The sequence below is a fragment of the Herbaspirillum hiltneri N3 genome, from assembly GCF_001267925.1.
Taxonomy (GTDB): domain Bacteria; phylum Pseudomonadota; class Gammaproteobacteria; order Burkholderiales; family Burkholderiaceae_D; genus Herbaspirillum; species Herbaspirillum hiltneri.
Window position 1 is genome coordinate 1828140 of the sequence record NZ_CP011409.1, and the last position, 26332, is coordinate 1854471.

Here is a 26332-nt window from a genome sequence, read left to right on the forward strand (position 1 = left end):
TTTCTTTTATTTGGCGCGATGACGGTCAGGCGGGTGTTCAGTCGATGTCGAACTTCACTCCTTGCGCCAGCGGCAAGGTCTTGCTGTAGTTGATCGTGTTGGTGGCGCGCCGCATGTAGTTCTTCCAGGCATCGGAGCCGGATTCGCGGCCGCCGCCGGTTTCCTTTTCACCGCCGAAGGCGCCGCCGATTTCAGCGCCGCTGGTGCCGATGTTGACGTTGGCCAGGCCGCAGTCGCTGCCGACGGCGGAGACGAAGGTTTCCGCTTCGCGTACGTCGTTGGTGAAGATCGCCGACGACAAGCCTTGCGGCACGGCGTTGTTGAGCGCGATGGCGTCGGCCAGGTCGTCGTACTTCACGACATACAGGATCGGCGCAAAGGTTTCGTGATGCATGATGGCCGTCTGGCCGGGCATGCAGACCAGCGCCGGCCGGACATACACGCCGTCGCCGAGTACGTCGACGCGTTCGCCGCCGGTGACTTCACCGCCTTGTCCGCGCGCTTGCTGCAGGGCGCTTTGCATGGCGTCGAAAGCGGCCTTGTCGATCAGCGGGCCGACCAGCGTGTCGGCCGCCAGCGGATCGCCGACCTTGACGCTGGCGTAGATGCGCTTGATTTGGGCGACCACCTGGTCATGGATGCTGCTGTGGACGAACAGGCGGCGCAGGCTGGTGCAGCGCTGGCCGGCGGTGCCGACGGCGGAGAAGGTGATGGCGCGCAGCGCCAGGCTCAGGTCGGCCGAAGGTGCGACGATCATGGCATTGTTGCCGCCCAGTTCGAGCAGGCTGCGGCCAAGGCGTTCGGCGACTACGGTGGCGACCTTGCGGCCCATGCGCACGCTGCCGGTGGCGCTCACCAGCGGCACCAGCGGCGAACGCGACATCACTTCGCCGATGTTGGCGTGACCGATCAGGATCTGGCACAGCTTGGCCGGCACCACGTTTGGACGCTGCGCCGAAAAGCGCTCGACCGCCTTGGCGAACAGCGCCTGCACGGCGAGTGCCACGACCGGGGTTTTTTCCGACGGCTTCCACACCACTGAATTACCGCAGATCAGCGCCAGTGCGGCGTTCCATGCCCAGACCGCGACCGGGAAGTTGAAGGCGGTGATGACGCCGCATACGCCCAGCGGATGCCAGGTTTCCATCATGCGGTGGCCGGGACGTTCGGAGGCGATGGTCAGGCCGTGCAGCTGGCGCGACAGGCCGACGGCAAAGTCGCAGATGTCGATCATTTCCTGAACTTCGCCGAGACCTTCGGAGAGGATCTTGCCGGCTTCCTGCGTCACCAGTTCACCCAGCGCCTGGCGATGTTCGCGCAGCACTTCTCCGAGCAGGCGCACCAGTTCTCCGCGCACCGGCGCCGGCACTTCGCGCCAGGCGAGGAACGCGGTCTGCGCATCGGCCAGTGCGGTTTCGGCTTGCGCGGTGGTGTGCGCCTTGAGCGTGGCGAGCAGTTGCCCGTCGCGCGGCGACCGGATAGTCAGATCGCTGCCGGTGTAGGCGGACAGGTCAAAATTCAGGGTGGCGAAAAGACGGGACGATGGCATGAAATTCCTTTGTGGCTGAGTAAGTTGCAAGAGCGGTGCAATGGCAATGCAATAGCGTTCGACGCCCGAGTATAAGGAATAAGGCAGCGTTTTTTAAAATCAAAAAATGTCACGACATCATTACATTTGCTAATGCACGAAAATGTTCTTGGGGGAGCCGGCATGATGCGCTGCGATGGTGCGATGCATCAATTGCAATATCGCGCCAAACGCCAAGCTACATAGCGTTGGGGGGTATTCCAGGAAAGAGGAAAGGCGTGGTGGTTTGCGTTATTGCACCATGATGATGCGTTGTGGAAATAGCATGCCGGGTCGTTTCAACATGACTTTTAGTGTGTTTGAGCGCATTTCCGGAATGACGGGGCGTCAGCTTCAGCCGGCTTGCAGTTCGCTCAGTATCCAGTCGCGGAATTTGATGACGGCGGGTTTGCTGGCGTTCTTCTCGGGGTAGGCCAGGTAATACGATTGCGGGCTCTTCACCGCGAACGGGAAGGGCACGTGCAGCTGGCCCAGGCTGATCTCGGTTTCGACCATGAACTTGGGCATCAGCGCCACGCCCATGCCGGCCACGGCGGCCTGGATCACCATCGCCAGTTGTTCGAAGCGCGGTCCGGCGAGCGCATTGGGACAATCCACGCCGACATGGCGGAACCAGTCCTGCCAGGCCTGCGGGCGCGTGGTGTGTTGCAGCAGGGTGATTTCAGCCAAGTCGCTGATGGAAGAGATGCGGTCGTTCATCGCCTTGCTGCAGACCGGCACGACTTCTTCGCCCATCAGCCGGACCATGACGGTGTCGGGCCAGTCCGGCTCGCCGAAGTGGATCGCGGCGTCGACCTGGCGGGTGTTGAAATCGAACGGTAGGACCTCGGTGCTCAGATTGAGCAGCACGTCGGGATGGGCGGCGGCGAATTTGGTCAGGCGCGGGATCAGCCACTTTACGCCGAAGGTCGGCAGGATCGCCAGGTTGAGCACGCTGGCGAGGCTGTTGTAGGTCATCACCTGGAAAGTCGCCATCTCGATCTGCTTGAGAATGCTCGAGACCTGCGAGGCGTAGTCGCGGCCCGGCTCGGTCAGGATCAGGCGACGGTTGATGCGCTCGAACAGTTTGACGTTCAGGTAGTCTTCCAGGATGGCCACCTGGCGGCTCACGGCGCCCTGCGTCATGTGCAGTTCGTGCGCGGCCTTGGTAAACGACAGATGGCGCGCCGAGGTGTCGAAGGCGATCAGGCAGGACGTGGACGGGATGAATCGGCGCATGGAGCGGAATCCGCTGGAAGGATGACCCCGCACTATAGCAAAAGCGGTGTCGCCATTGCTACCGTTGTCATGAGTATTCGTCATGGCAAGGCTCCTTCTTCAATGCGGTTCGGCGGGCCATATCCCGATATCCCGGCGTGAACGGGTTCTCACCCAAAGCGCGTATTGCCAAGCAGGTAATGCGGATCGAAAACCGGTTGCATGCGCGCCGCCAGCTGTCGCTGCGCCTGGCCCTGGTAGCGATCGTAATAGTGCTGGTTGAACGGGCCGATGCCGTGTTCGGCGCTGAAACTGCCTTGATAACCGTGCACCACCATGTCGTAAATGGCGGTGCGCAGGGCATCGATGCGCGGTGGCGGGAAATGTTCCTGCTGCGCCGGCGCGATGGCGATGTTGAAATGCACGCCGCCGTCGCCCCAATGGCCGAAGTCGTATACGTCGGCGCCGGCAAAGTCGCGCGCGATCAGCGCCAGCGCTTCTTCGCGGAAGGCCGGCATGCGCGAGCGCGGCACCGAGATGTCGAAGGCCACCACCTTGCCTTCCTGTTTGACGCTGTCGCTGATGGCGTGGCGCAAGCGCCAGAGCGTGTCGGGTTTGTCCACCACGGCGTCGACGATGGCGTCGTCGAAGTGGCGCTCCAGCCAGCTCATGAACAACTGTTCCAGGTTGAACTGTTCGTTGGCTGAGGCCGATGAACTCAGTTCGATCAGCAGCGCATACGGCGGCATCGGGCTGAACGGCGCGATTGCCTGCGGCAGATGGCGCAATACGGCCTCCAGCGCGTTTTGCGACATGCCTTCGAAGGCGCTGAGGAAGTCGGCGAATTCACGTTCGGCATCCTGCAACAGTCGCAGGGCTGCTTCCGGCGAAGACGGCACCACCAGCGCGGTGGCGCGCTGGCGCGGCAAAGGATGGGCGCGCAGCACGGCTTGCGTGACGATGCCGTAGCTGCCGGCGGTGCCGATGAAGAGTTGCTTCCAGTCCGGGCCGGTATTGTTCTTGCGCAGGCGGTTGCCGAGTTCCAGCAGTTCGCCGGGCGGCTGCATCAGCAGCGCCTGCAGTCCCAGCGTGTTGTGGCGCACGTCGCCGTAGCGGATCAGGCGTGCGCCGCCGGTATTGGCGGCGAGCATGCCGCCGACCGAAGGATCGGCGCCGAGATCGATGGGGAAGCACAGGCCATGGGGTTCCAGCGCCTGATTCAGATCCGATAATCGCGTGCCGGCCCAGGCCTGGATCACGCCGTCGACCGGGTCGATGTCGATCACGCCTTTGATGCGTTCCATGCTGAGCACCAGCTGGCGGCCTGACGTATCGGGAGAGGACGCGCCGACCAGGCCGGTATTGGCGCCTTGCGGGATGATGCTGATCCGGTCCGCCGCGCACAGCCGCATCAGTTCGGCGGCTTCGGCGATATCGGCGGGGCGGGCGACGCACAGCGCGGCGCCGGCGCCGTAACGCGGACCGTGCTCATACGGCGCGCGTGCGGCCGCTTCGACGATGCAGCCATGCGGTCCCAGCAGCGCGGTGATTTTTTCCAGCACGGCCTCAGCGGACATCGCCGCCGCTTTTTGCCGCCGCATCGGTCTCTGTCGCGGTGGTTGCACCGGCGGTCATCTTGAAGATCCCCTGTGCGTTGCCGCTGTCGAAGGTCAGGTCGAGCTTGCGCACGCCGGCGTCATCTATATAGGTATCGCGCGAAATGAACTCGTAAAACGAACCCGGTACGGTGACGTCGATCAAGGCGCCGTCGGCATCCTTGAGCTGATAACTCACTTTGTCGGCGCGGAAGGCAGTCTGGCGTACGCGGCCGTTGCGCGAGACTTCGACCAGGTCCTTGATCGGCCGGCCCAGCTGGCGCTGGTGCTCGGCGGTGGCGTCGACGTCGGCGACGCGGTCGGTGGCGTGGTTGAAGACATTGCCTTCGGTGGAGATCCAGGCCATTTCGGCGGATTCGGCGCGCAGCGCATCGTATTGCGGCAGCGTCGGCAAGTCGTGGTGGCGGGCAAAGCAGCCCAGCATCGCCGGCAGCAGGCGCTGTGCGGAGGTGATCGGCAGCGCGCCGTCGTCGGCCAATTTGTCGAGCAGGGCCAGCATGTCGGCCTGCAGCGGGTCGCGCGAGGTCGCCAGCAGCGCATCGACGGTGTCCTGGAATCCGGCTGAGAATTTTTCCGGATGCAGCTCGCTGACGAAGAATTGCGCGATGTTTTCCGGATCGTCGGCGTGGGTGTAGACGTGACCGGTCATGTTGATGCGCGGCAGCGGATAAAGACCGGCGAGGCGGTAGCCCAGCGGCAGCAGCATGCGCGTGAACAGCGCTTCGCCGTCGGGGAAGGACGCGGCCTTGCCGCGCAGCACGGTGCGCACTGCACCATGGTCGAAACGGATTTTGGTGCCGGCTGCCGCGGCATCGGCGACGTAGTCGCGTCCGGCCGGGACTGCCTGCAGCAGTTTGTCGAACAGCAGCATATTCAGCGCCTGCGCCAACTCCAGCCGCGTGACGCTGATGGAAGCCGGGTGCAGGGCCGATGCCGGGACCTCGAGCAGGTTGAACAGGCGCTCGACGGCATTGTCGTTCTGATATGCCGAAGTGAGCAGGAGGTGCAGATTGCTGTCGCGGACTGGGGTGGTCATGCTGGCCTTGTTTGCTTCCTTATTGGATGGAGGCATCTTAAGACGCTCCGGATGACTGACAAAACGATTAATACTGATGTTCGAATGCATTTTTCTCATGCAAACGCAAAATGGGGGAGGGGGGCGTAGCACTGAAGTCGGGTTCGTGCGCACGCCGGCGGGACTGGCCGATGTCCGTGTCGGCTTCAGGCGCTGCACGGTTCAAAAAAACTTACCGTCCGCCATTTCCATCAGATGGCTGCGCCTGAATTTTTCAGGCCGGGAGAGGGATTCGCCTTCATGCCGGAACCTGGCGGAGTCGGTAGCGAGGTTTTCGATGCACTGCAACCAAGCCCGGATTTTCCCGTTTCAAGAGAGATGTCCAAAAAGCACCTCCCGGGAGAGTGAGTGTTTATGCCGCTTTGCAGCAATTTACCATAATATGAAATCAAATATCGCTATTTGAAAATTAAAAAAGCCCTGTTAAAATGCCTCGTCCACGCGGCGCAAAGACCGTAAAGTGTTGGCACAAAGAATTCCAAGAAATCGTGTTACGGCGTATTTGCAGCTTGAACGAGCGGAACAAGCGCCTGTAATGCAGCTTAACGATCGCAGCTTAACGATCCGGCCTACCCGCCGATCCCCATCAACTCAGGAGACGTACCATGTCAGCCCAAATCGACCAAGTCCTGGCGCAAGCCGCCAACGATCCCGATGTGATTGAAACGCAAGAGTGGCTCGACGCCCTCGAAGCCGTGATCGACGCCGAAGGCCCGGAGCGCGCGCACTACCTGATGGAACGCATGGTCGATCTGGCCCGTCGCCGCGGCGCCCATATCCCGTTCTCCAGCAACACTGCTTACGTCAACACCATTCCTGCCGACCAGGGCGAACACTGCCCGGGCAACCTCGAATATGAAGAGCGCCTGCGCTCGTGGATGCGCTGGAACGCCATGGCGATGGTCGTCAAGGCCAACCGTGTCGACGGCGACCTCGGCGGCCACTTGTCCTCGTTCGCTTCGCTGGCGAACATGCTGGGCATCGGCTTCAACCACTTCTGGCATGCGCCGACCGAAGACCACGGCGGCGACCTGCTGTACATCCAGGGCCACTCCTCGCCGGGTATTTATGCGCGCGCATTCCTGGAAGGCCGTCTGACCGAAGATCAACTGGTCCACTTCCGCCGCGAAGCCGACGGCCACGGCCTGTCTTCGTATCCGCATCCGAAGCTGATGCCCGAGTTCTGGCAGTTCCCGACCGTCTCGATGGGCCTGGGCCCGCTGATGGCGATCTACCAGGCGCGTTTCCTCAAGTACCTGCACGCACGCGGCATCGCCAAGACCGACAACCGCAAGGTCTGGGCCTTCTGCGGCGACGGCGAAATGGACGAGCCGGAATCGATGGGCGCCATCGGCATGGCCGGCCGTGAAAAACTGAATAACCTGGTCATCGTGGTCAACTGCAACCTGCAGCGCCTGGACGGTCCGGTGCGTGGCAACGGCAAGATCATTCAAGAGCTCGAATCCGATTTCCGCGGCGCCGGCTGGAACGTCGTCAAGGTCATCTGGGGCAGCGGCTGGGACGAGCTGCTGGCCAAGGACAAGGAAGGCATCCTGCAAAAAGTGATGATGGAAACCGTCGACGGCGAATATCAGAACTACAAGGCCAAGGATGGCGCGTTCGTGCGCAAGCACTTCTTCGGCAAGCATCCGAAGCTGCTGGAAATGGTCAGCAAGATGTCCGACGACGACATCTGGCGCCTGACCCGCGGCGGCCACGATCCGCACAAGATCTACGCCGCTTTCAAGGTTGCGCAGGACAGCAAGGACCAGCCGACCGTCATCCTGGCCAAGTCCATCAAGGGCTATGGCTTCGGCAAAGCGGGCGAAGCGCGCAACACTGCACACAACACCAAGAAGCTGGACGACGAGGCCATCAAGGCCATGCGCGACCGCTTCCAATTGCCGATCTCGGACGCCGAGCTGCCGAACATTCCGTTCTTCAAGCCGTCCGCCGATACCCCGGAAATGCAATACCTGCACGAGCGCCGCAAAGCGCTGGGCGGTTACCTGCCGCAGCGCCGTCCGCAAGCCGACGAAAAGCTGGCGGTACCGGAACTGTCCGCATTCCAGGCCATGCTGGAACCGACCGCGGAAGGCCGTGAAATCTCCACCACCGCCGCGTACTCGCGCGTGCTGACCGCACTGCTGCGCGACAGCAGCCTGGGCCAGCGCGTGGTGCCGATCATGGTCGACGAATCGCGCACTTTCGGTATGGAAGGCTTGTTCCGCCAGATCGGCATCTTCAGCCAGGTCGGCCAGCTGTACGAACCGGTCGACAAGGACCAGGTCATGTACTACCGCGAAGACAAGGCCGGCCAGATCCTGCAGGAAGGCATCAATGAAGCGGGCGGCATGAGCTCGTGGATCGCTGCGGCGACCTCGTACTCGACCAACAACCGCATCATGATTCCGTTCTACACGTATTACTCGATGTTCGGCCTGCAACGTATCGGCGATCTGGCCTGGGCTGCCGGCGACATGCGCGCGCGCGGCTTCCTGATCGGCGGCACCGCCGGCCGCACGACACTGAACGGCGAAGGCCTGCAGCACGAAGACGGCCACAGCCATGTGTTCGCTTCGGCCATCCCGAACTGCGTGCCTTACGATCCGACCTTTGCCCACGAAGTCGCCGTGATCATCCATGACGGCCTGCGCCGCATGGTCGGCAACCAGGAAGACGTGTTCTATTACATCACCGTGATGAACGAGAACTACGCGCATCCGGGTATCAAGGCTGGTCAGGAAGAGGGTATCCTCAAGGGCCTGTACCTGTTGAACGAAAGCGGCAAGAAGAACAAGCTGCGCGTGCAACTGCTGGGTTCGGGCACCATCCTGCGCGAAGTCATCGCCGCCGCCGACCTGCTGCGCGACGACTGGAAGGTCGACGCCGACGTCTGGTCCGCACCGTCGTTCACGCTGCTGGCGCGCGATGGCCAGGACGTGGAACGCTGGAACATGCTGCATCCGGCCGACGCCGCAAAGAAGAGCCACTTCGAGCAATCGATGGAAGGCACCGAAGGTCCGATCGTGGTCTCGACCGACTACATGCGCACTTACGCCGAGCAAGTCCGCGCCTTCGTACCGAAGGGCCGCACTTACAAGGTATTGGGCACCGACGGTTACGGCCGTTCCGACACCCGCGCCAAGCTGCGCGAGTTCTTCGAAGTCGATCGTCACTATGTGACCGTGGCTGCGCTGAAATCGCTGGCCGACGAAGGCAAGATCAAGCCTTCCGTGGTTGCCGAAGCGATCGCCAAGTACGGCATCAATCCGGAAAAACCAAATCCAGTGACCCAATAATTTTGGAAATCTGCTGGACCTGAACCATCAGCGAGGCGGCTTGTCATGACATACTGATGTCGGCAAGCCGCCTTCAACATGAGTGGACATCAATCCGGCGCTGCATTTATCCCCATGCAACGCACCGGATCCAGAACAAACGGAGCGCAAGAGATGAGTCAAATCGAAGTAAAAGTACCGGATATTGGCGATTTCAAAGAAGTCGAAGTCATTGAAGTCCTGGTCAAGGTAGGCGATACCATCAAAGTCGAACAATCCCTGCTGACTGTCGAGTCCGACAAGGCCAGCATGGAAATCCCATCCAGCCATGCGGGCGTGGTCAAAGAGATCCGCGTCAAGATCGGCGACAAGGTTGCCGAAGGTTCCGTGGTCGTGATCGTTGACGCCGAAGGCGCCGGCGCTGCGCCAGCTGCAGCTCCGGTTGCAGCCGCTGCAGCCCCCGCTGCTGCCGCAACGGCATCCGCTCCGGCTCCGGCCGCACCTGCCGCCGCGGCAGTTTCGGGCGGCCTGCAAAATATCCTCGTCCCTGATATCGGCGACTTCGCGGAAGTCGAAGTCATCGAACTGCTGGTCAAGGTCGGCGACACCGTCAAGGTCGAACAATCCCTGCTGACCGTCGAATCCGACAAGGCCAGCATGGAAATTCCGTCGAGTCATGCCGGCGTGATCAAGGAACTGAAAGTGAAGATCGGCGACAAGGTTGCCAAGGGTTCGCTGGTCGCCGTGGTGGAAGCTACCGGCGGCGCAGCTGCTCCTGCGGCACCTGCCGCTGCCTCTGCTCCTGCCGCTGCACCAGCGCCGGCCCCTGCAGCAACTGCGCCGGCATCGGCTCCGGCTGCGGCTCCTGCAATGGCGGTCGCCGCCGTGACGCCAAGTGCCGCAAACAAATCACACGCGTCGCCATCGGTGCGCAAGTACGGGCGCGAACTCGGTGTCGATCTGACCCGCGTGGTCGGCACCGGCCCGAAGAACCGCATCCTGCAGGAAGACATCCAGAAGTTCGTCAAGGCGGCGCTGGCCGGCGGCGCGGCAGCTTCCGCGCCTGCGAAGGGCGGCAGCGGCGTCGGACTGGATCTGTTGCCGTGGCCATCGCTGGACTTCAGCAAGTTCGGTCCGACCGAATTGTTGCCGCTGTCGCGCATCAAGAAGATCAGCGGTCCGAACCTGCATCGCAACTGGGTCATGATCCCGCACGTCACGCAATTCGACGAAGCCGACGTGACCGAGCTGGAAGAATTCCGCAAGACCTCCAACGACGCCTACGCCAAGGCCAAGTCGCCGGTCAAGCTGACCATGTTGGCGTTCGTGATCAAGGCCAGCGTCTCGGCGCTGAAGAAATTCCCGGCGTTCAACTCCTCGCTCGACGCCAACGGCGAAAACCTGATCCTCAAGCAGTACTACAACATCGGTTTCGCCGCCGACACGCCGAACGGCCTGGTGGTGCCCGTGATCAAGAACGCCGATCAGAAGACCATCGGCCAGATCGCCACGGAAATGGGCGAACTGTCGGCGCAGGCGCGCGACGGCAAGTTGAAGCCTGCCGACATGCAAGGCGCGACCTTCACGATCTCGTCGCTGGGCGGCATCGGCGGTACAGCGTTCACGCCGATCATCAATGCGCCTGAAGTGGCGATCCTGGGCTTGTCCAAGTCGATCATCAAACCGGTCTGGGACGGCAAGCAGTTTGCGCCGCGCCTGATGCTGCCGACTTCGCTGTCCTACGACCACCGCGTGGTCGACGGTGCGATGGGCGCGCGCTTCTCGGCTTACCTGGCCGAAGTGCTGGGTGACTTGCGCAAGTCGCTGCTGTAATTTTTGCCGCTGCGCCGCACTGATTATTATCGGTGCGGCGCTTCAGTATCAGGCACAAACAAGGCGGCGTCGTGCATCTGTCATGTCATCAATGAGACAGCGCAGCGCAAACAAGCGAATAACAGAATTTACGGAGTAAAGACATGAGTCTGAGCGAAGTCAAAGTCCCCGATATCGGCGATTTCAAGGAAGTGGAAGTAATCGAATTGCTGGTCAAGGTTGGCGACACGATCAAGGTCGAGCAATCGCTGATCACGGTCGAGTCCGACAAGGCCAGCATGGAAATCCCGTCCAGCACGGCTGGCGTGGTGAAAGAATTGAAAGTCAAGGTCGGCGACAAGGTTGCCGAAGGTTCCGTGCTGCTGGTGGTGGAAGCCGGCGGTGATGCGGCTGCTGCGCCTGCACCCGCTGCAGCTCCGGCGGTAGCGCCTGCTCCGGCAGCACCGGCACCTGCCGTGGCAGCCGCAGCAGCACCGGCTCCGGTCGCCGCCAGCTTCGGCGGTTCGGCCGATATCGAATGCGACATGATGGTCCTCGGCGCAGGTCCCGGCGGTTATTCCGCTGCGTTCCGCGCCGCCGACCTCGGCATGAACACGGTGCTGGTCGAGCGTTACCCGACCCTCGGCGGTGTTTGTCTCAACGTCGGTTGCATCCCGTCGAAAGCGCTGCTGCACGTCGCAGCCGTCATCGATGAAACTGCCGCGATGGCGTCGCACGGCGTCACCTTCGCCAAGCCGGAAATCGATATCGACAAGCTGCGCGCCTACAAGGAAAAAGTGATCGGCACCATGACCGGCGGCCTGGCCGGCATGGCCAAGGCGCGCAAGGTCAACGTTGTGCAAGGCGTGGGCCAGTTCGTCGGCGCCAACCACATCGAAGTGACCGCAGCCGACGGCAGCAAGAAGACCGTCAAGTTCAAGCAAGCCATCATCGCGGCCGGTTCGTCGGTGGTGAACCTGCCGTTTGTGCCGCAGGATCCTCGCATCGTCGATTCGACCGGCGCGCTGGAACTGCGCCAGGTGCCAAAGCGCATGCTGGTCATCGGCGGCGGCATCATCGGCCTGGAAATGGCGACCGTGTACTCCACGCTCGGCGCACGCATCGACGTCGTCGAAATGATGGACGGCCTGATGCAAGGCGCGGACCGCGACATGGTCAAGGTCTGGCAGAAGTTCAACGAAAAGCGTTTCGACAACGTCATGCTCAAGACCAAGACGGTCGCGGTAGAGGCGCTGAAGGAAGGCATCAAGGTCACCTTCGAAGCAGCGGAAGCCGGCGCGACCGCACCGGCCCCGCAAGTCTACGACCTGGTGCTGGTGGCCGTCGGCCGCAGCCCGAACGGCAAGAAGATCGCCGCCGACAAGGCCGGCGTGACCGTGACCGATCGCGGCTTCATTCCCGTCGACAGCCAGATGCGCACCAACGTGCCGCACATCTTCGCCATCGGCGATCTGGTCGGCCAGCCGATGCTGGCGCACAAGGCCGTCCATGAAGCGCACGTTGCCGCGGAAGCCGCAGCAGGGGAGAAGAGCCACTTCGACGCATCGGTCATTCCATCGGTGGCCTACACCGATCCGGAAGTGGCATGGGTCGGCATCACCGAAGATGAAGCCAAAGCCAAGGGCATCAAGCTGGAGAAGGGCCACTTCCCGTGGGCCGCTTCCGGCCGCGCCGTCGCCAACGGCCGCTCGGAAGGTTTCACCAAGCTGCTGTTCGATGCTGAGACACATCGCATCGTCGGCGGCGGCATCGTCGGCACGCATGCCGGCGACATGATCGGTGAAATCGCACTGGCGATTGAAATGGGCGCCGACGCCGTCGACATCGGCAAGACCATCCATCCTCACCCGACCTTGGGTGAATCGATCGGTATGGCGGCGGAAGTCTACAAGGGCGTCTGCACCGACTTGCCGCCGATGCGCAAGAAATAATCCGCGCTCGCAGGCTGAAAAGAAAAACGGCTGACATCGCAAGATGCCAGCCGTTTTTTATTGCCTTGCCGATTACCGCTACGGTTTCAGGATCAGCCGTTCAGGATGCGCATGCCTTCTTCGGTATAGCGCGGCCCGCTGGCAGCATCGGCAGGGAAGAGCCGGTTCAGTTCTTCCAGATGCGCCGCTGTCAGTGTGACCGCCAGTGCGCCGCTGTTTTCTTCCAGGTATTTGCGACGCTTGGTGCCGGGGATCGGCACGATATGCTCGCCTTGCGCCAGCACCCAAGCCAGCGCAAGTTGCGACGGCGAACATGCGTAGCGCGAGGCTAGCTCTTTCACCTTCTCCACCAGCAGCAGGTTCTTCGCGAAATTCTCGCCCTGGAAGCGTGGATTGTGACGGCGATAATCGTCGGCGTCGAACTGATCCGGCCGTGTAATCGCGCCCGTCAGGAAACCGCGGCCGAGCGGGCTGTACGGCACGAAACCGATACCTAGTTTTTTGCATGTCGCCAGCACATCCCGCTCGGGATCGCGCGTCCACAGCGAGTATTCGCTTTGCAGCGCGGTGATCTTGTGGATCTTGCTGGCGCGCTCCAGCGTTTGCGATGATGCTTCCGACAGGCCGATGTGGCGGATCTTGCCGGCCTTGACCAGATCAGCCAGCGCACCGACGGTGTCTTCGATCGGCGTGTTCTGGTCGATGCGATGCTGGTAGTACAGGTCAATGGCTTCGATACCGAGTCGTTTCAGGCTGCCCTCGACCGAAGTGCGGATGTAATCGGGCTTGCCGTTGACGCCGCGCGCCGCCGGATTGGCCGGATCGCGGACGATGCCGAATTTGGTCGCGATGAATACCTGGTCGCGCTTGCCTTTGATGGCCTTGGCGATCAGCTCTTCATTGATGTACGGACCATACATGTCGGCCGTATCGAGAAAGCAGATGCCCAGTTCCAGCGCGCGATGGATGGTAGCGATGGATTCGTTGTCGTCGCGGTTGGAGTAGAAATCGCTCATGCCCATGCAGCCGAGGCCGATGGACGAGACGGTCGGGCCGTCAGCGCCGAGCTTGCGGGTGCCGACTTGCGTCGCCGGTTTTGCGTGTGCGGATGCCGGTTGGTTCGTTGTCAGGTTTGTTGCTGTGGTCATTGGAAGCGTCCTCGATCGATTGCTGATGAATGACGACGTTCGCCGGCGGCGTGGTTTCCATGTCTTCGTACATCTTGACCTTCATATGCAGGATGGACAGGTTGCTTTGCAGTTCGGCGATCGTCTCTTCCACGGTGCGGGCATGCTGTTGCAGCAATGCCTTCCGTGCAGACACACTTTCCGCCGTGTTGCCGGCGCGACGCAACTCCGCATAGCGCAGCATGTCGCGGACCGGCAGACCGGTCGAACGCAGCTTGAGCAGGAATCCGATCCAGAGCAGATCTTCTTCGCGGTACAGGCGGTGCGTATTGTCCTGGCGCGCGATCGGATCGAGCAGGCCGATCTTTTCGTAATAGCGCAGGGTATGCACCGACAAACCGGTCTTTGCAGCAGCTTGTTGTATGGTCAGGGAAGTGGTCATGTGAGGCAGTCTAGAAGTTGGAGCGCACTCTAAGTCAAGGGGGAATTTTGACTTATTTTCAGACCATTGGGGAGTTTTTGCCGAAGAGCGCCTGCGCGTGAGCAAGCACCCTTGCGGGAGGAATGGCGATCAGCCGTCGGCGTTGATGCGGGAAATCAGCGTCTTGAGCACTTCTTCGGCGCGGTCGTTTTCAATCTGGCAAGTACCGGCGTTTTCATGTCCGCCGCCGCCGTATTCCAGCATCAGCGCGCCGATATTGGTCTTGGAGGTGCGGTTGAGGATGGATTTGCCGGTAGCGAAAACGGTGTTCTGATTTTTCAGGCCCCAGAGCACGTGGATGGAAATGTTGGTCTGCGGGAATAGTGCGTAGATAATGAAGCGATTTCCCGCGAAAATTACCTCTTCGTTGCGCAAGTCCAGTACCACCAGGTTCTTGTGCACGGTGGCGCAGCGGAGAATCTGATCCTTGCACTTGTCGACATGTTCGAAATACAGTTCGCGGCGTTCCTTGACGTCCGGCGTCTCCATGATTTCATCGATGGTGTGCGTTTTGCACAGCTCGATCAGGTTCATCATGAGGTTGTAATTCGAGATGCGGAACTCGCGGAAACGGCCCAGGCCGGTGCGTGCATCCATCAGGAAGTTGAGCAGGTCCCAACCTTCAGGAATCAGCACTTCCCCTTCATTGAAGCGTGCGGCATCGCCCTTGTCGACCGCCGCCATCATGTCGCCCCACGACGCCGGGAAAGTCTTTGCGCCGCCGTAATAGTCGTACACCACGCGTGCCGCCGATGGCGCTTCAGGGTGGATCACGTGGTTCTTGCGCTCACCCGTGTGGCGAATGGTTTCGGACAAATGGTGATCGAACGCAATATGCACGCCGGGCACGAAGGGAAGGTTGGTGGTGATGTCGTTGTCGCTGATGGCGATTTTCCCGTCCTGCATGTCCTTCGGATGCACGAACAGGATTTCATTGATCATGTTCAGATGCTTGAGCAGCACCGCACATACCAATCCGTCAAAGTCGCTGCGTGTTACCAAGCGGTATTGTTTCGCTTCCGACATCATCGTCCCCTTTATAAATTAAGTATTCATCTGCGTTCCGGTGCCGTAGAAAGGTCTCTGGCACCCACCCTTACGGACCGATGATTAATCATAAACCCAAATTTGGACGTGGATCGCAGAAAAGACGCGCGACCGTCGCACTCTGGCGACGAGCCTGCCGCCAGCAAAGTTTCGGCGGCTATGCAAAGATAGCGGCTTTCGCCAGAAAGCCGTATGCGACCGGGTCCCCTCTGTGGGGCGCAGCCCCATCCGGCTTTCCCCATCCGCAACTCAGGAGAAGTGAATGAGTCACCATTTTGACCCCGCCCCCATCGCCGCAAAACTCGGCATTCCGGCAGCCGATCTCGGCATCGAACTGATCAGCCACACGCTGGACGGCGTCGAGTACGAAAACGTGCTGCTGTTCAACAACAAGAATACGGCGCCGGTGGCCGGCGTGGTTTCCATTCCCAACTATTTCGGCATCAGCCAGAAGGCGCTGGAGGTCACCGCCACCATCGTCGGCCTGAACCAAGCGATCCTGGTCGGCGACGTCTACGGCAAGACCCTGCGTCCGGCCACGCCCGATGAAGGCGTCGCGGCCATCGTTCCGCTGAAGAAGGATCGCGCCGAACTGCGCAAGCGCATGAACGCGGTGCTGGACGCATTCAAACGCCAGGACAAGGTCAAGCTGAACGGCAAGCTCGGCGCCACCGGGTTCTGCTTCGGCGGTACTGCGGCGCTGGAACTGGCGCGCTCCGGCGCCGCCCTGCAGGCGTTTGCTTCGCTGCACGGCGCCCTCGACACGCCGAACCCCAAGGATGCGGAAAACATCAAGGGCGCCATCCTGGTGCTGCATGGTGTGCAGGATCCATCGGTGCCGCGCGAGCAGGTCAACGCTTTCATCGACGAAGTCAGCGCCGCCAACCTGGACTGGCAACTGCTCAATTACGGCCAGGCCGGCCACTCGTTCACCGATCCCGAGGCCAGGAATCCGGGTTTCTTCTATCACCAGAAAACGGCCGAACGCGCCTCGATCGCGCTGAAGAACTTCTTCGCTGAAAAACTCGGTTGACTCAATTCAGACGTGCAACAAAAAACGGCCGGCATCGCAAGATACCGGCCGTTTTTCATTGAGGGCGAGAGATTACTCTTTCACCGCTCCGGTCATGCCCGAGACGTAATATTCCACGAAGAAGGAATACACCACCGCCACCGGCAACGACCCCAGCAGCGCACCCGCCATCAGCGCGCCCCAGTGGTAGACGTCGCCGTCGACCAGTTCGGTCACGATCCCCACCGGCACCGTCTTCACTTCGGAAGAAGAGATGAAGGTCAGCGCGTAGATGAACTCGTTCCACGACAGCGTGAAGGCGAAGATGCCGGCCGAAATCAGACCAGGCACCGCCAGCGGCAGGATGATCTTGACCAGGATTTCCCAACGCGTGGCGCCGTCGATCAGCGCGCATTCTTCCAGCTCATACGGAATCGAGCGGAAGTAACCCATCAGCAGCCAGGTGCAGAACGGAATCAGGAAGGTCGGATACGTCAGGATCAGCGCCCAGCGCGTATCGAACAGACCTAGCTTGAACACGATCGCCGCCAGCGGGATGAACAGGATCGATGGCGGGATCAGGTACGCCAGGAAGATGCCCAGACCGACTTGTTTGGAACCCTGGAAGCGCAAGCGTTCGATGGCATAGGCCGCGAACACGCTGGCCGCCAGCGAGGCAAAAGTCGACACCACCGACACGATGACCGTGTTGAGCAGCCACGCCGGATACTGGGTTTCAAACAGCAGCTTCTTGAAGTGGGCCAGCGTCGGCGCCACCACCCAGAACGGATTGCCGGTTTGGCGCAGCAATTCGTTGTCTGGCTTGAAGGCCGTGATCACCATCCAGTAGAACGGAAACAACAGCACGAACACGAAGATGCCCAGCGGGATATACGTCGTGATCCAGCGGCGCGGCACGGATTGCAGGAAATCCATGCCTTGCGTTTCCTGCTGCAGGTCTTTTGACTTCTTGCTCATTTGTCACCTCCTTGTTGCCAGCCGCGACGTTGCAGGCCGAAGTACGAAAACATGATGGCTGCGAGCAGGAAAGGAATCATGTAGGTTGCCAGTGCTGCGCCTTCGCCGAGAGAACCGCCGGGAATCGCCCGTTGGAACGACAGCGTCGCCATCAGGTGGGTGGCGTTCAGCGGGCCGCCGCGCGTCAGCACGTAGATCAGCTGGAAGTCGGTGAAGGTGAACAGCACCGAGAACGTCATCACGACTGCAATGATCGGCGTCAGCAGCGGCAGCGTGACGTAGCGGAACTGCTGCCACGGCTTGGCGCCGTCGATCGCCGCCGCTTCATACAGCGAGGGCGAAATGGTCTGCAGACCGGCCAGCAGCGAGATGGCGACGAACGGGATGCCGCGCCAGACGTTGGCGACCACGGTGGAAATCCGCGCCAGCCATGGATCGCCGAGGAAGTCGATGTAGTGATCGATCAGGCCCATCTTCATCAGTCCCCAGCTGATCACCGAGAACTGCGAGTCGTACATCCACCAGAACGCCAGCGCCGACAAGGCGGTCGGGACGATCCATGGCAGCAGCACGATGGCGCGGAAGAAGGATTTGAGCGGCAGATTCTTGTTGAGCAGGATCGCCAGCCACAAGCCGAGCACGAACTTCAGGATGCTGGCGGTGATGGTGTAGAACAGCGTGTTGAACAGCGACAGCTGCGCCAGCGAATCGCCCAGCAGGAAGGAGTAATTGTCCAGCCCGATGAAGCTGCCTTCGCCACCGATTTTGGTATCGGTGAAGCCAAGCCAGACTCCCAGTCCGAGCGGGTAAGTAAGAAACACGACAAGCAGTAATACGGCGGGCGCCATGAACAGTATGCCCAGCACATTACGGTTGTTCAGCAGTCGGGATAACATAAGCAGACCTCGGTAAGCGTGATGACTGCGTCCGCACGGCGGTTGCCGGTGCGAACGCATGTTTTGCTCCTTGCCTCGCCTGCTGCGGTTTCCGGATATCCAGGAAACCGCAGCAGGCGAGAGCAGGGTTGTTACGCTTTATAGAAGCGTTTGGCTCGCTCCGCCGCGCGGTCGATGGCCTGCTGCACGGTCTTGGAACCGCTGGCCGCCTCCGCCACCATGTCGACCACCACATAGTCGGCCATGCAGGCCGCAGACGCTTGTCCGAGCGGACCTTCGTGACCGTGGTCGATCATCAGCGCAGCCGAATCGCGATACACGGTAGCCTTCGGATCCGAAGTCCAGATGGCGTTCTTTTCGTAGGCCTTGAGCGATTGGCTGACATAGCCGATGGATGCTTCCATCCATGGGTTGTATTGCTCAGGCTCGAACATGAACTGGACGAAAGCCTTGGCCGCGTTCGGGAACTTGGTGTGCTTGAAGATCATCATCTGCGTGATCTGCATCAGCTCGGTCGGCTTGCCGGCAGGGCCGATCGGGAAGTGGGCGTGCTGTGTGTCCTTCGCCATTTCCTGCATCTTCGGATCGGTCGAATTCTTGGCCGCGTAGTACACCGAAATGCCGTTGGCGGTCATGCTGATCTGGCCGTCCAGATACGCTTTGTTGTTCGACGGATCTTGCCAGGACAATGTGCCCGGAATGAAGGTTGCGTACAGTTGCTTGGCGTATTCCAGCGCGGCGCGGGTTTCCGGTGAATTGATGGCAACCGCGCCTTTCTTGTCGACCAGCTTGCCGCCGTGCGACCACAGCAGCCAGTGCGCCCAGTTATTGGCATCACCGACCGCTTTGCCGAGCGCGAAGCCGACCGGGGTATTCTTGGCTTTGAGGGCCTGGCACATTTTCAGGAAGCCGGCCGTGTCCTTCGGCACGGCGTCGAAGCCGGCTGCCTTCACCTGGCTTTCGCGATAGACCAGCGCGTTACCGACCACACCGACCGGCAGCGCGATCCATTTGCCATCCTTGGTGCCGTATTTGCGGCAGACGTCGTACCAGCCACCCAGGCGGCTGCCCAGCGATGTCGCCAGGTCGGTCAGGTCGATGAGCTTGGTCGGGTATTGTTGCGGGTCATCGAACCAGCTCATCACGATGTCCGGGCCGGAACCGACGTTGGCGGCAACCGCGGCCTTCGGACGCAGATCTTCCCAGCCTTCGCTGTCGGTGCGTACGGCGACGCCGGTCTTCTCGGTGAATTTCTTCACGTTTGCATTCCACAGGTCTTCATCGCCCTGGACGAAACGCTTCCAACGCAGCACGCGCAGCGTCGCACCTTTCTCGATTTCGAACTTCAGGCCGGCGCCGGTGGCGGCAGGCGCCGCTGTCGCGGCGAATGCGTTGGTGGTGGCGACTGTCGATGCCGCAGCGACGGATGCGCTGGCGGCCAGGAAATTACGTCTGGTCAGCTTAGTCATGTCTCCTACTCCTTCTCTTCTGATGAAAGTGAATGGGCCCAGGTTTTAAGGCTTTTTATTTTTACTCGCTGTGTTACGGGACTGCTTGCTAAAAATTGCTTCCAAATACGGACGACTCGAATCCTCAGCCGCGCGCCAACGTCTTGCCGCTGTCGGCGTCGAACAAGTGCGTGCTGCCGTGTTCCGGCACCAGCGTGATGGTGTCGCCGGCCGAGAAGTTGTGGCGCTCGCGGAAGATCGAGGTCAGGCTGGTGTCGCTGAAGCGGGCATACACTTCGGTGTCGGCGCCGGTGGGCTCGACCACGACGACTTTGGTGCTCATGCCGCTGCCGGCAGGGCCGATGCTCAGATGCTCGGGACGCACGCCATAGACTACGCGCTGGCCATCGACGCCGTCCAGGCCGCGGTGTGCATACGGCGCCGGCAGACGCGTGCCGTCGGCGAATTCGACTTCAGCCTTGTCCGCGTTGCGGCGCAATGTGGCGGGGATGAAGTTCATCGCAGGCGAACCGATGAAGCCGGCCACGAAAATGTTGGCAGGGCGGTCGTACAGTTCGAGCGGACGGCCGCGCTGTTCCACCAGGCCGTCGCGCATGACGACGATCTGGTCGGCCATGGTCATCGCCTCGATCTGATCGTGGGTGACGTAGACGGAAGTGGTCTTCAGACGCTGATGCAATTCCTTGATCTCGGTGCGCATCTGTACGCGCAGCTTGGCGTCCAGGTTCGACAGCGGTTCATCGAAGAGGAACACTTGCGGATCGCGCACGATCGCACGGCCCATCGCTACACGCTGGCGCTGGCCGCCCGAGAGCTGGCGCGGATAGCGTTCCAGCAGTGCGGTCAGGCCGAGGATTTCGGCGGCCTTCTTGACCTGCTGCTGGATGAAGGACTTGTCTTTCTTGGCCAGCATCAGCGAGAACGCCATGTTGTCGTTGACCGTCATGTGCGGGTACAAGGCGTAGTTCTGGAACACCATCGCAATGTCGCGGTCCTTGGGCTGGACGTTGTTGACGACGGTGCCGCCGATGGAGATTTCGCCTTCGGTGATTTCTTCCAGGCCTGCGAGCATGCGCAACAGCGTCGACTTGCCGCAGCCTGAAGGGCCGACGAGAACTGCGAACTCGCCGTCGGCGATGTCGATGTCGACACCGCGAATAACCTGGGTGCTGCCGAATTGCTTCTTGATGCCGCGAATCTGTACTGATGCCATGCCTTGCTCCTCGTCTATATCCTCGTTTTTGTGTCTGCGATAAACCCCTTCTTGGAGGGCTACGCACATTTAATTCTGATACTGCGCCGCTTGGTTTTTATTGGTTTTCGGCGGTACTGAGAGATACAAAAATGACAGCCGCTATCACTACGTCGGTAACGCCATGACAGTGGACATAGTTACATCGTCGTTTTCGTACCTCTCTGTTTGCTCGGGGCTGCTGCTTTGCTGCGGATTGCTGCGAGTGCCGTGCTGCGCTTGCCTCAGTTACTGCTGCTGTTGCTGCTGTTGCTGCCTTTACCGATGCAGCCGGCTCTCTTGCGGTTCTTGTCTCTGCTTTTTTATTTCTTCCGGCCTTCCACCACCACATACGACGGGCGTCCATTGCGGTCCCAATCGATCAGATTCTGCGCCGCTTTGCGACGCAGTTCCTTGGCGGCGACTTCGGAATAGAAGGCGGCGTGCGGCGACAATAGCACACGTTTGTGCTGGACAATAGCGGAACTTGTCTCCGGAGGTTCGACCGGCAGGACATCCAGTGCAGCACCCTTCAGATTGGTGTCGAGTGCCTTCAGCAGGTCGTCGATATTGACCAGGCCGCCACGCGCCGAATTGACCAGGAAACTGTCTGGTTGCATCAATTTCAATACCGAGGCGTTGATCATGCCGCGGGTTTCGTCGTTGAGCGGCGTATGCAGCGACACCACGTGCGCCTGTTTGAACAATTCTTCCTTGCCGACCCGTTCCACGTAGGCCGGGAAATCGCCGTCGATGATGTGCGGATCGTACGCGATCACGCGCTTGAACAGGTTGCGGCTGATGTGCGCCATGCGCTTGCCGATGCGGCCGAGGCCAACGAGGCCGATGGTCATTTCGGAACAGCGCTGGATCTTGCCTGCGGTGGTGTAATGCCACTGGCCGGACTTGACGTCGCGATCGTAGCCGGTGATGTTGCGGATCAGATCGAGCGCCATCGCCAGTGCATGCGTGGAGACTTCGCCGACGCCATAGTCGGGCGAGTTGCCGACCCAGACGCCGTGTTTGGCGGCGTCGTCGGTGTTGATGGTGTCGAAGCCGGCGCCGTAGCGGCTGGCGATACGGATTTCAGGGCGGGCGGCGAACACCTTGGCGTTGACCGGCGCGTATTGCACCAGCAAACCTTCACAGCCTTCTGCAGCCTTGATGACGTCGTCTTCGGTACGGCATTGCGCCGTCACCACTTCCACGCCTGCATCGCGATACAGCGCCAGCTCAAGATCAACGTCGGGAAAATCGTAATCGGTAATCAATACTTTCATTGCTTCATGTCTCCATATGTCGCAGTCAAAACAGGCGGAAGTTCATTTTTCGGTCTTCGCTCCCTGAGGGGAGCGCGCCTGAATCTTCCACCGGCTTGTTTGTTGAAAAATCAATTCGGATTCTTGCCTGTGCCGTCAGTGGTTGTCCTTTGGAATGCCGGAGCCGCTCTTGCCGACCAGGAAGTCGAGATCGGCGCCAAGATTGGCCTGCTGCACGTGATCCACATACAGCTTGACCCAGCCGCGGTCGGCGGGTGCCTTCGGCGCCTGCCATGCGGCGCGGCGGCGCGCCAGTTCTTCGTCGCTGACGTGCAGGTGCAGCTTGCGCGCCTCGACGTCGAGCTCGACCAGATCGCCGTCCTGCACCAGCGCCAGCGGACCGCCGGCGGCGGCTTCGGGCGTCACGTGCAATACCACGGTGCCGTAGGCGGTGCCGCTCATGCGCGCGTCGGACACGCGCACCATGTCGGTGATGCCCTTGCGCAGCACCTTCGGCGGCAACGGCATGTTGCCTGCTTCGCCCATGCCGGGATAACCCTTGGGACCGCAATTCTTGAGCACCAGCACGCAGTTCTCGTCGACGTCCAGGTTCTCGTCGTCGATGCGTTTGTGCAGGTCGTCGCTGTTCTCGAACACCACGGCGCGGCCGGTGTGTTTCAGTAGCGCCGGCGTTGCTGCCGACGGTTTGATCACCGCACCGTCCGGGCACAGGTTGCCGTGCAGGATGGCGATTCCCGCCGCCGCTTTGAACGGCGTGTCGAACGCGTGGATGACATCGCGATTCCAGTTCGGCGCATCCTTGCAGTTGTCCCACAAGGTCTGGCCGTTGGCCGACAGCGCGCTCTTGTCGATGACGCTCTCGAGTTCGCGGATCACCGACGGCAAGCCGCCGGCGTAGTAGAAATCTTCCATCAGGTATTTGCCCGACGGCTGCAGGTTGACCAGGCAAGGCAGCTGCTGGCCGATCTTGTCCCACTCTTCCAGCTTCAGGTCAACGCCGATGCGGCCGGCGATCGCCAGCAAGTGGATCACGGCGTTGGTCGAACCGCCGATGCCGGCGTTGACGCGGATGGCATTTTCGAACGCGGCCTTGGTCAGGATCTTGGACATGATCAGGTCTTCCTTGACCATCTCGACGATGCGGCGACCTGAGTTGCGCGCCAGCACGTTGCGGCGCGCATCGACGGCGGGGATGGCGGCATTTCCCGGCAAGCTCATGCCCAGCGCTTCCACCATGCTGGCCATGGTCGAGGCCGTGCCCATGGTCATGCAGTGGCCGTGCGAACGGTGCATGCAGCTTTCCGCTTCAAAGAATTCTTCCTGCGACATGTGACCGCCGCGCACTTCTTCCGACATTTGCCACACGCCGGTGCCGGAGCCGAGTTCGCCGCCGCGGTATTTCCCCGACAGCATCGGGCCGCCGGAGATGCCGATGGTCGGCAGGTCGACCGACGACGCGCCCATCAACAGCGCAGGCGTGGTCTTGTCGCAACCCATCAGCAGCACCACGCCGTCGAGCGGGTTGGCGCGGATGGATTCTTCGACGTCCATGCTGGCGAGATTGCGGAACAGCATCGCGGTCGGGCGCATCAGTGTTTCGCCGAGCGACATCACCGGGAACTCCAGCGGGAAACCGCCGGCTTCCCAGATGCCGATCTTGACCTGTTCGGCCAGCGCGCGGAAGTGCGAATTGCAGGGCGTCAGTTCAGAGTAGGTGTTGCAGATGCCGATCACCGGACGGCCGTCGAACTGGTCGTGCGGGATGCCGCGGTTTTTCACCCAGGAACGGTAGATGAAGCCGTCGCGGTCTTGCCGGCCGAACCATGCCTGGCTGCGGCGCGTGAATTTCTTGGTATCGCTCATGTTCTTTCCTTTTTCCTTGTGGCCCGTAACCGGAGTCGGCAAAGGGCCATGAATGCTGTCTGTATCGGATGGCTGCAGGAAGGATCAGTGGCGAATATTGCCTTGGTCGAAAAAATAGCGGGAGAAATCCATCAGGTGATACGCCAGCATGGCGTCGCCATTGCCGGCGTGGCCGAGGTGGCAAAGATAGCGCGAGGCCGACGCGGCGCAGGCGCCGGATTCTGCACGCGCAGAAACGGGAAAGGACGCCCTGGCCAGGCTGCGCAGGCGCAGCCGTGAAGCGATGGAAGTATTCCCCCGGTTAGCTAATATCTTCAATGCCTGTCTCCAGTGCTGCGGTATGGTCCGCGGGCAGTTTCTGCTCTTGTATTTTTTATGCGTGCAGATCGGTGTTGAGAATCTTGCTCGGCAACGATCTGCTTCGTCAGGATGCCAGCGAGTCTATTTCAGCATTCGGACTTTGGTCAAGTGGTAATACCAGATTTGTCATACATCTTTTTGACAGCCTGCCGCTCGTGCTTCCTGTGCGCTCTATGATGCCCAATGGTGCGTTGCGGCGTAGATGAATTATTTTCGTGCATGCTTTTCGTCCTTGACAGTGCCGGGGTGATATGAAATTCTTTTCTCGTTCTGGTAAGACCACATGACCGCTTGACAAGATTTTGTCAGGAAATAAAAGCAAACAAAAAATAAAGAAAATACCGGCACAGAAAGAGATAAGCCGGGAACAGGCAAGAACAAGCCGACACAGATCGTGCTGCGTGGTTCATCGACGGATGGCAATGCATCCGTACGCGACAGGCGAAACCGCCTGTTTTCACCATCAAAAGGAGGAGAGACAATGATCGGAATGCGTAGAAATCTATTGAAGACGGTAGTCGCCGCAGCCGCGGTTTTGACCTTTGGTGCTGCACATGCAGCATGGCCGGATCGGCCGGTGACGCTGATCGTGCCGTGGGGCGCAGGCGGCGGCACCGACGCTACTGCACGCATCATCGGCGCGCTGCTGGAAAAAGAACTGGGCCAGCCGGTCAACGTCGTCAATCGCACCGGTGGCAACGGCGTGGTGGGGCACCAGGCCATTTCGGGCGCAGCTCCGGACGGCTATACCATCGGCCTGGCCACGGTGGAGATCGCCATGATGCATCACCAGGGACTGACCCAGCTGAGCTACAAGAATTACACGCCGATCGCACTCATGAATTTCGATCCGGCCGCGCTCACCGTCAGCGCCGAATCTCCGTATAAAACCTTCGACGACCTGCTCAAGGCGGTCAAGGCCAACCCCGGCAAGCTCAAGGCCTCCGGCACCGGACAAGGCGGCATCTGGCATCTCGGCCTGGCCGGCATGCTGGGCGACCTCAAGCTGGAGCCGACCGCAGTGCGTTTCGTACCATCCAACGGCGCTGCGCCGGCGATGGTTGATCTGGCCGCGGGCGGTGTCGACATTGTCGCCGCGTCGTTGCCGGAAGCACGCTCGTTGATCGACGCCGGCAAAGCGCGTCCGCTGGTGATCATGGCCAACGCGCCGGCCGCGCTGTATCCAAAAGTGCCGACGCTCAAGAGCCTGACCGGAAGCAACTGGACCATCGGCGCCTGGCGCGGCATCGTTGCGCCCAAGAACCTGCCTGCCGACATCCAGACCAAGCTGGCAGGACATCTGCAGAAAATCTACAACAGCAAGGAGTACAAGGACTTCATGGGTGGACGCGGCTTCGGCACGATGTATGCCGACTCGGCCGAGTTCGGCAAGTTCATGGAGAAGAGCGACGGCGACATGGGGCAGATCCTGAAGACCCTGGGCATGGCGAAGTAGCCAGGCAGCGGACGGTCTTCGGTGATCGTCCGCGTGCATTTGCTTTTCCTCGCGGTTTCGCATCGCGTCACATGGCATCGTGACGTGCATGAGAAACCATGGTCGAACCTGCCGCTCCTCCGAACTCCGCTGCCATGAAAATCAACGATACCGTTTCCGGAATCCTGCTGGCGATATTCGCCGGCGTGATTTACGTCTACTCGGCAAACCTGCCCACCATGGCCCAACAGATCGGGCCGGGCCTGTTTCCTCAATTGCTGGCCGGCGCCTTCCTGATCTGCGCGATCCTGCTCATGATCAAGGGCGTGCGCGAAAGGCGCGCTTCCGGCGAAAGCTGGATCAGCTTGCCCGAATGGGCCGGCGAGCGGCACGCCGTTTTCGCTTATGCGCTGGTGCTGTTGTCGCTGGTGTTTTACATCTATGCGTCCGAACCCCTTGGTTTCCTGCCGACGGCAGTCATCCTCCTGCTGTCCCTGTTCATGACCTTCGGCGCACGCCTGGCGGTCGCGCTGCCGGTCGCACTCGGCAGTGCGCTGGGCATTCACTACATCTTCTACAAACTTCTGAAAGTCCCGCTGCCTTGGGGTCTTCTCAAGTCTGTGGCCTGGTAA

The 26332-nt window shown here is 60.8% G+C and carries 20 protein-coding genes; 6 read left to right on the top strand and 14 right to left on the bottom strand.

Going from position 1 to position 26332, the window contains the following annotated elements:
• Nucleotides 1-37: 37 nt before the first annotated feature.
• The 4 genes from amaB to F506_RS08255 form a co-directional block, all read right to left on the bottom strand.
• The gene (gene amaB, locus F506_RS08240; RefSeq protein ID WP_053195640.1) at nt 38-1549 is read right to left on the bottom strand and encodes an L-piperidine-6-carboxylate dehydrogenase; all 1512 of its coding nucleotides are present in this window, start codon (nt 1547-1549) and stop codon (nt 38-40) included.
• Between the two features lie 372 nt (nt 1550-1921).
• Nucleotides 1922-2806 (bottom strand): transcriptional regulator GcvA, encoded by an 885-nt coding sequence (gcvA, locus tag F506_RS08245; protein ID WP_053196506.1) that lies wholly within the window; start codon nt 2804-2806, stop codon nt 1922-1924.
• Between the two features lie 149 nt (nt 2807-2955).
• On the bottom strand, nt 2956-4362 hold the full coding sequence (locus F506_RS08250; RefSeq protein ID WP_053196508.1) for an FAD-binding oxidoreductase: 1407 nt from the start codon (nt 4360-4362) through the stop codon (nt 2956-2958).
• Nucleotides 4352-5437 carry a DUF1338 domain-containing protein gene (locus F506_RS08255; RefSeq protein WP_053201390.1) on the bottom strand — a complete coding sequence of 362 codons (1086 nt, stop codon included), beginning with the start codon at nt 5435-5437 and terminating at the stop codon, nt 4352-4354. The genes F506_RS08250 and F506_RS08255 overlap by 11 nt, the downstream gene beginning before the upstream one ends.
• Nucleotides 5438-6081: 644 nt before the next feature.
• Here F506_RS08255 and aceE point away from each other — a divergent pair.
• From aceE to lpdA, 3 genes are all read left to right on the top strand, one after another.
• A complete protein-coding gene (gene aceE / locus F506_RS08260; protein ID WP_053196509.1) occupies nt 6082-8778 on the top strand; it encodes a pyruvate dehydrogenase (acetyl-transferring), homodimeric type in 2697 nt (898 codons plus the stop codon).
• 153 nt (nt 8779-8931) lie between these two features.
• The gene (aceF, locus tag F506_RS08265; protein ID WP_053196511.1) at nt 8932-10590 is read left to right on the top strand and encodes a dihydrolipoyllysine-residue acetyltransferase; all 1659 of its coding nucleotides are present in this window, start codon (nt 8932-8934) and stop codon (nt 10588-10590) included.
• Nucleotides 10591-10733: 143 nt separating this feature from the next.
• Complete coding sequence (gene lpdA, locus F506_RS08270; protein WP_053196513.1) at nt 10734-12521, top strand: dihydrolipoyl dehydrogenase; 1788 nt, start codon at nt 10734-10736, stop codon at nt 12519-12521.
• A 92-nt stretch (nt 12522-12613) separates the two neighbouring features.
• On the opposite strand, the gene F506_RS08275 is transcribed toward lpdA, so the two are convergent.
• From F506_RS08275 to F506_RS08285, 3 genes are all read right to left on the bottom strand, one after another.
• Entirely contained in the window at nt 12614-13669 is a 1056-nt protein-coding gene (locus tag F506_RS08275) for an aldo/keto reductase (RefSeq protein WP_144424016.1), read from the bottom strand.
• Nucleotides 13578-14090 carry a MerR family transcriptional regulator gene (locus tag F506_RS08280; RefSeq protein WP_053196517.1) on the bottom strand — a complete coding sequence of 171 codons (513 nt, stop codon included), beginning with the start codon at nt 14088-14090 and terminating at the stop codon, nt 13578-13580. The genes F506_RS08275 and F506_RS08280 overlap by 92 nt, the downstream gene beginning before the upstream one ends.
• A 129-nt stretch (nt 14091-14219) precedes the next feature.
• Complete coding sequence (locus tag F506_RS08285) at nt 14220-15155, bottom strand: exopolyphosphatase (RefSeq protein WP_053201392.1); 936 nt, start codon at nt 15153-15155, stop codon at nt 14220-14222.
• Between the two features lie 283 nt (nt 15156-15438).
• On the opposite strand from F506_RS08285, the gene F506_RS08290 reads away from it, so the two are divergent.
• Entirely contained in the window at nt 15439-16209 is a 771-nt protein-coding gene (locus F506_RS08290) for a dienelactone hydrolase family protein (protein ID WP_053196519.1), read from the top strand.
• Between the two features lie 72 nt (nt 16210-16281).
• On the opposite strand, the gene F506_RS08295 is transcribed toward F506_RS08290, so the two are convergent.
• The 7 genes from F506_RS08295 to F506_RS23055 form a co-directional block, all read right to left on the bottom strand.
• A complete protein-coding gene (locus tag F506_RS08295; protein ID WP_050478659.1) occupies nt 16282-17166 on the bottom strand; it encodes a carbohydrate ABC transporter permease in 885 nt (294 codons plus the stop codon).
• A complete protein-coding gene (locus tag F506_RS08300; protein WP_053196520.1) occupies nt 17163-18062 on the bottom strand; it encodes a carbohydrate ABC transporter permease in 900 nt (299 codons plus the stop codon). The genes F506_RS08295 and F506_RS08300 overlap by 4 nt, the downstream gene beginning before the upstream one ends.
• A 131-nt stretch (nt 18063-18193) precedes the next feature.
• Entirely contained in the window at nt 18194-19531 is a 1338-nt protein-coding gene (locus F506_RS08305) for an ABC transporter substrate-binding protein (RefSeq protein ID WP_053196522.1), read from the bottom strand.
• 124 nt (nt 19532-19655) lie between these two features.
• Nucleotides 19656-20744, bottom strand: a complete 1089-nt coding sequence (locus F506_RS08310; RefSeq protein ID WP_053196524.1) for an ABC transporter ATP-binding protein — start codon at nt 20742-20744, stop codon at nt 19656-19658.
• Nucleotides 20745-21085: 341 nt separating this feature from the next.
• Nucleotides 21086-22042 carry a C-terminal binding protein gene (locus F506_RS08315; protein ID WP_053196526.1) on the bottom strand — a complete coding sequence of 319 codons (957 nt, stop codon included), beginning with the start codon at nt 22040-22042 and terminating at the stop codon, nt 21086-21088.
• A 135-nt stretch (nt 22043-22177) separates the two neighbouring features.
• A complete protein-coding gene (locus F506_RS08320) occupies nt 22178-23905 on the bottom strand; it encodes an IlvD/Edd family dehydratase (RefSeq protein WP_053196527.1) in 1728 nt (575 codons plus the stop codon).
• Nucleotides 23906-23989: 84 nt separating this feature from the next.
• Complete coding sequence (locus F506_RS23055; protein WP_144424017.1) at nt 23990-24223, bottom strand: hypothetical protein; 234 nt, start codon at nt 24221-24223, stop codon at nt 23990-23992.
• Between the two features lie 523 nt (nt 24224-24746).
• Here F506_RS23055 and F506_RS08330 point away from each other — a divergent pair.
• On the top strand, nt 24747-25721 hold the full coding sequence (locus F506_RS08330; RefSeq protein WP_053196531.1) for a Bug family tripartite tricarboxylate transporter substrate binding protein: 975 nt from the start codon (nt 24747-24749) through the stop codon (nt 25719-25721).
• 98 nt (nt 25722-25819) lie between these two features.
• Entirely contained in the window at nt 25820-26332 is a 513-nt protein-coding gene (locus F506_RS08335; protein ID WP_327063301.1) for a tripartite tricarboxylate transporter TctB family protein, read from the top strand.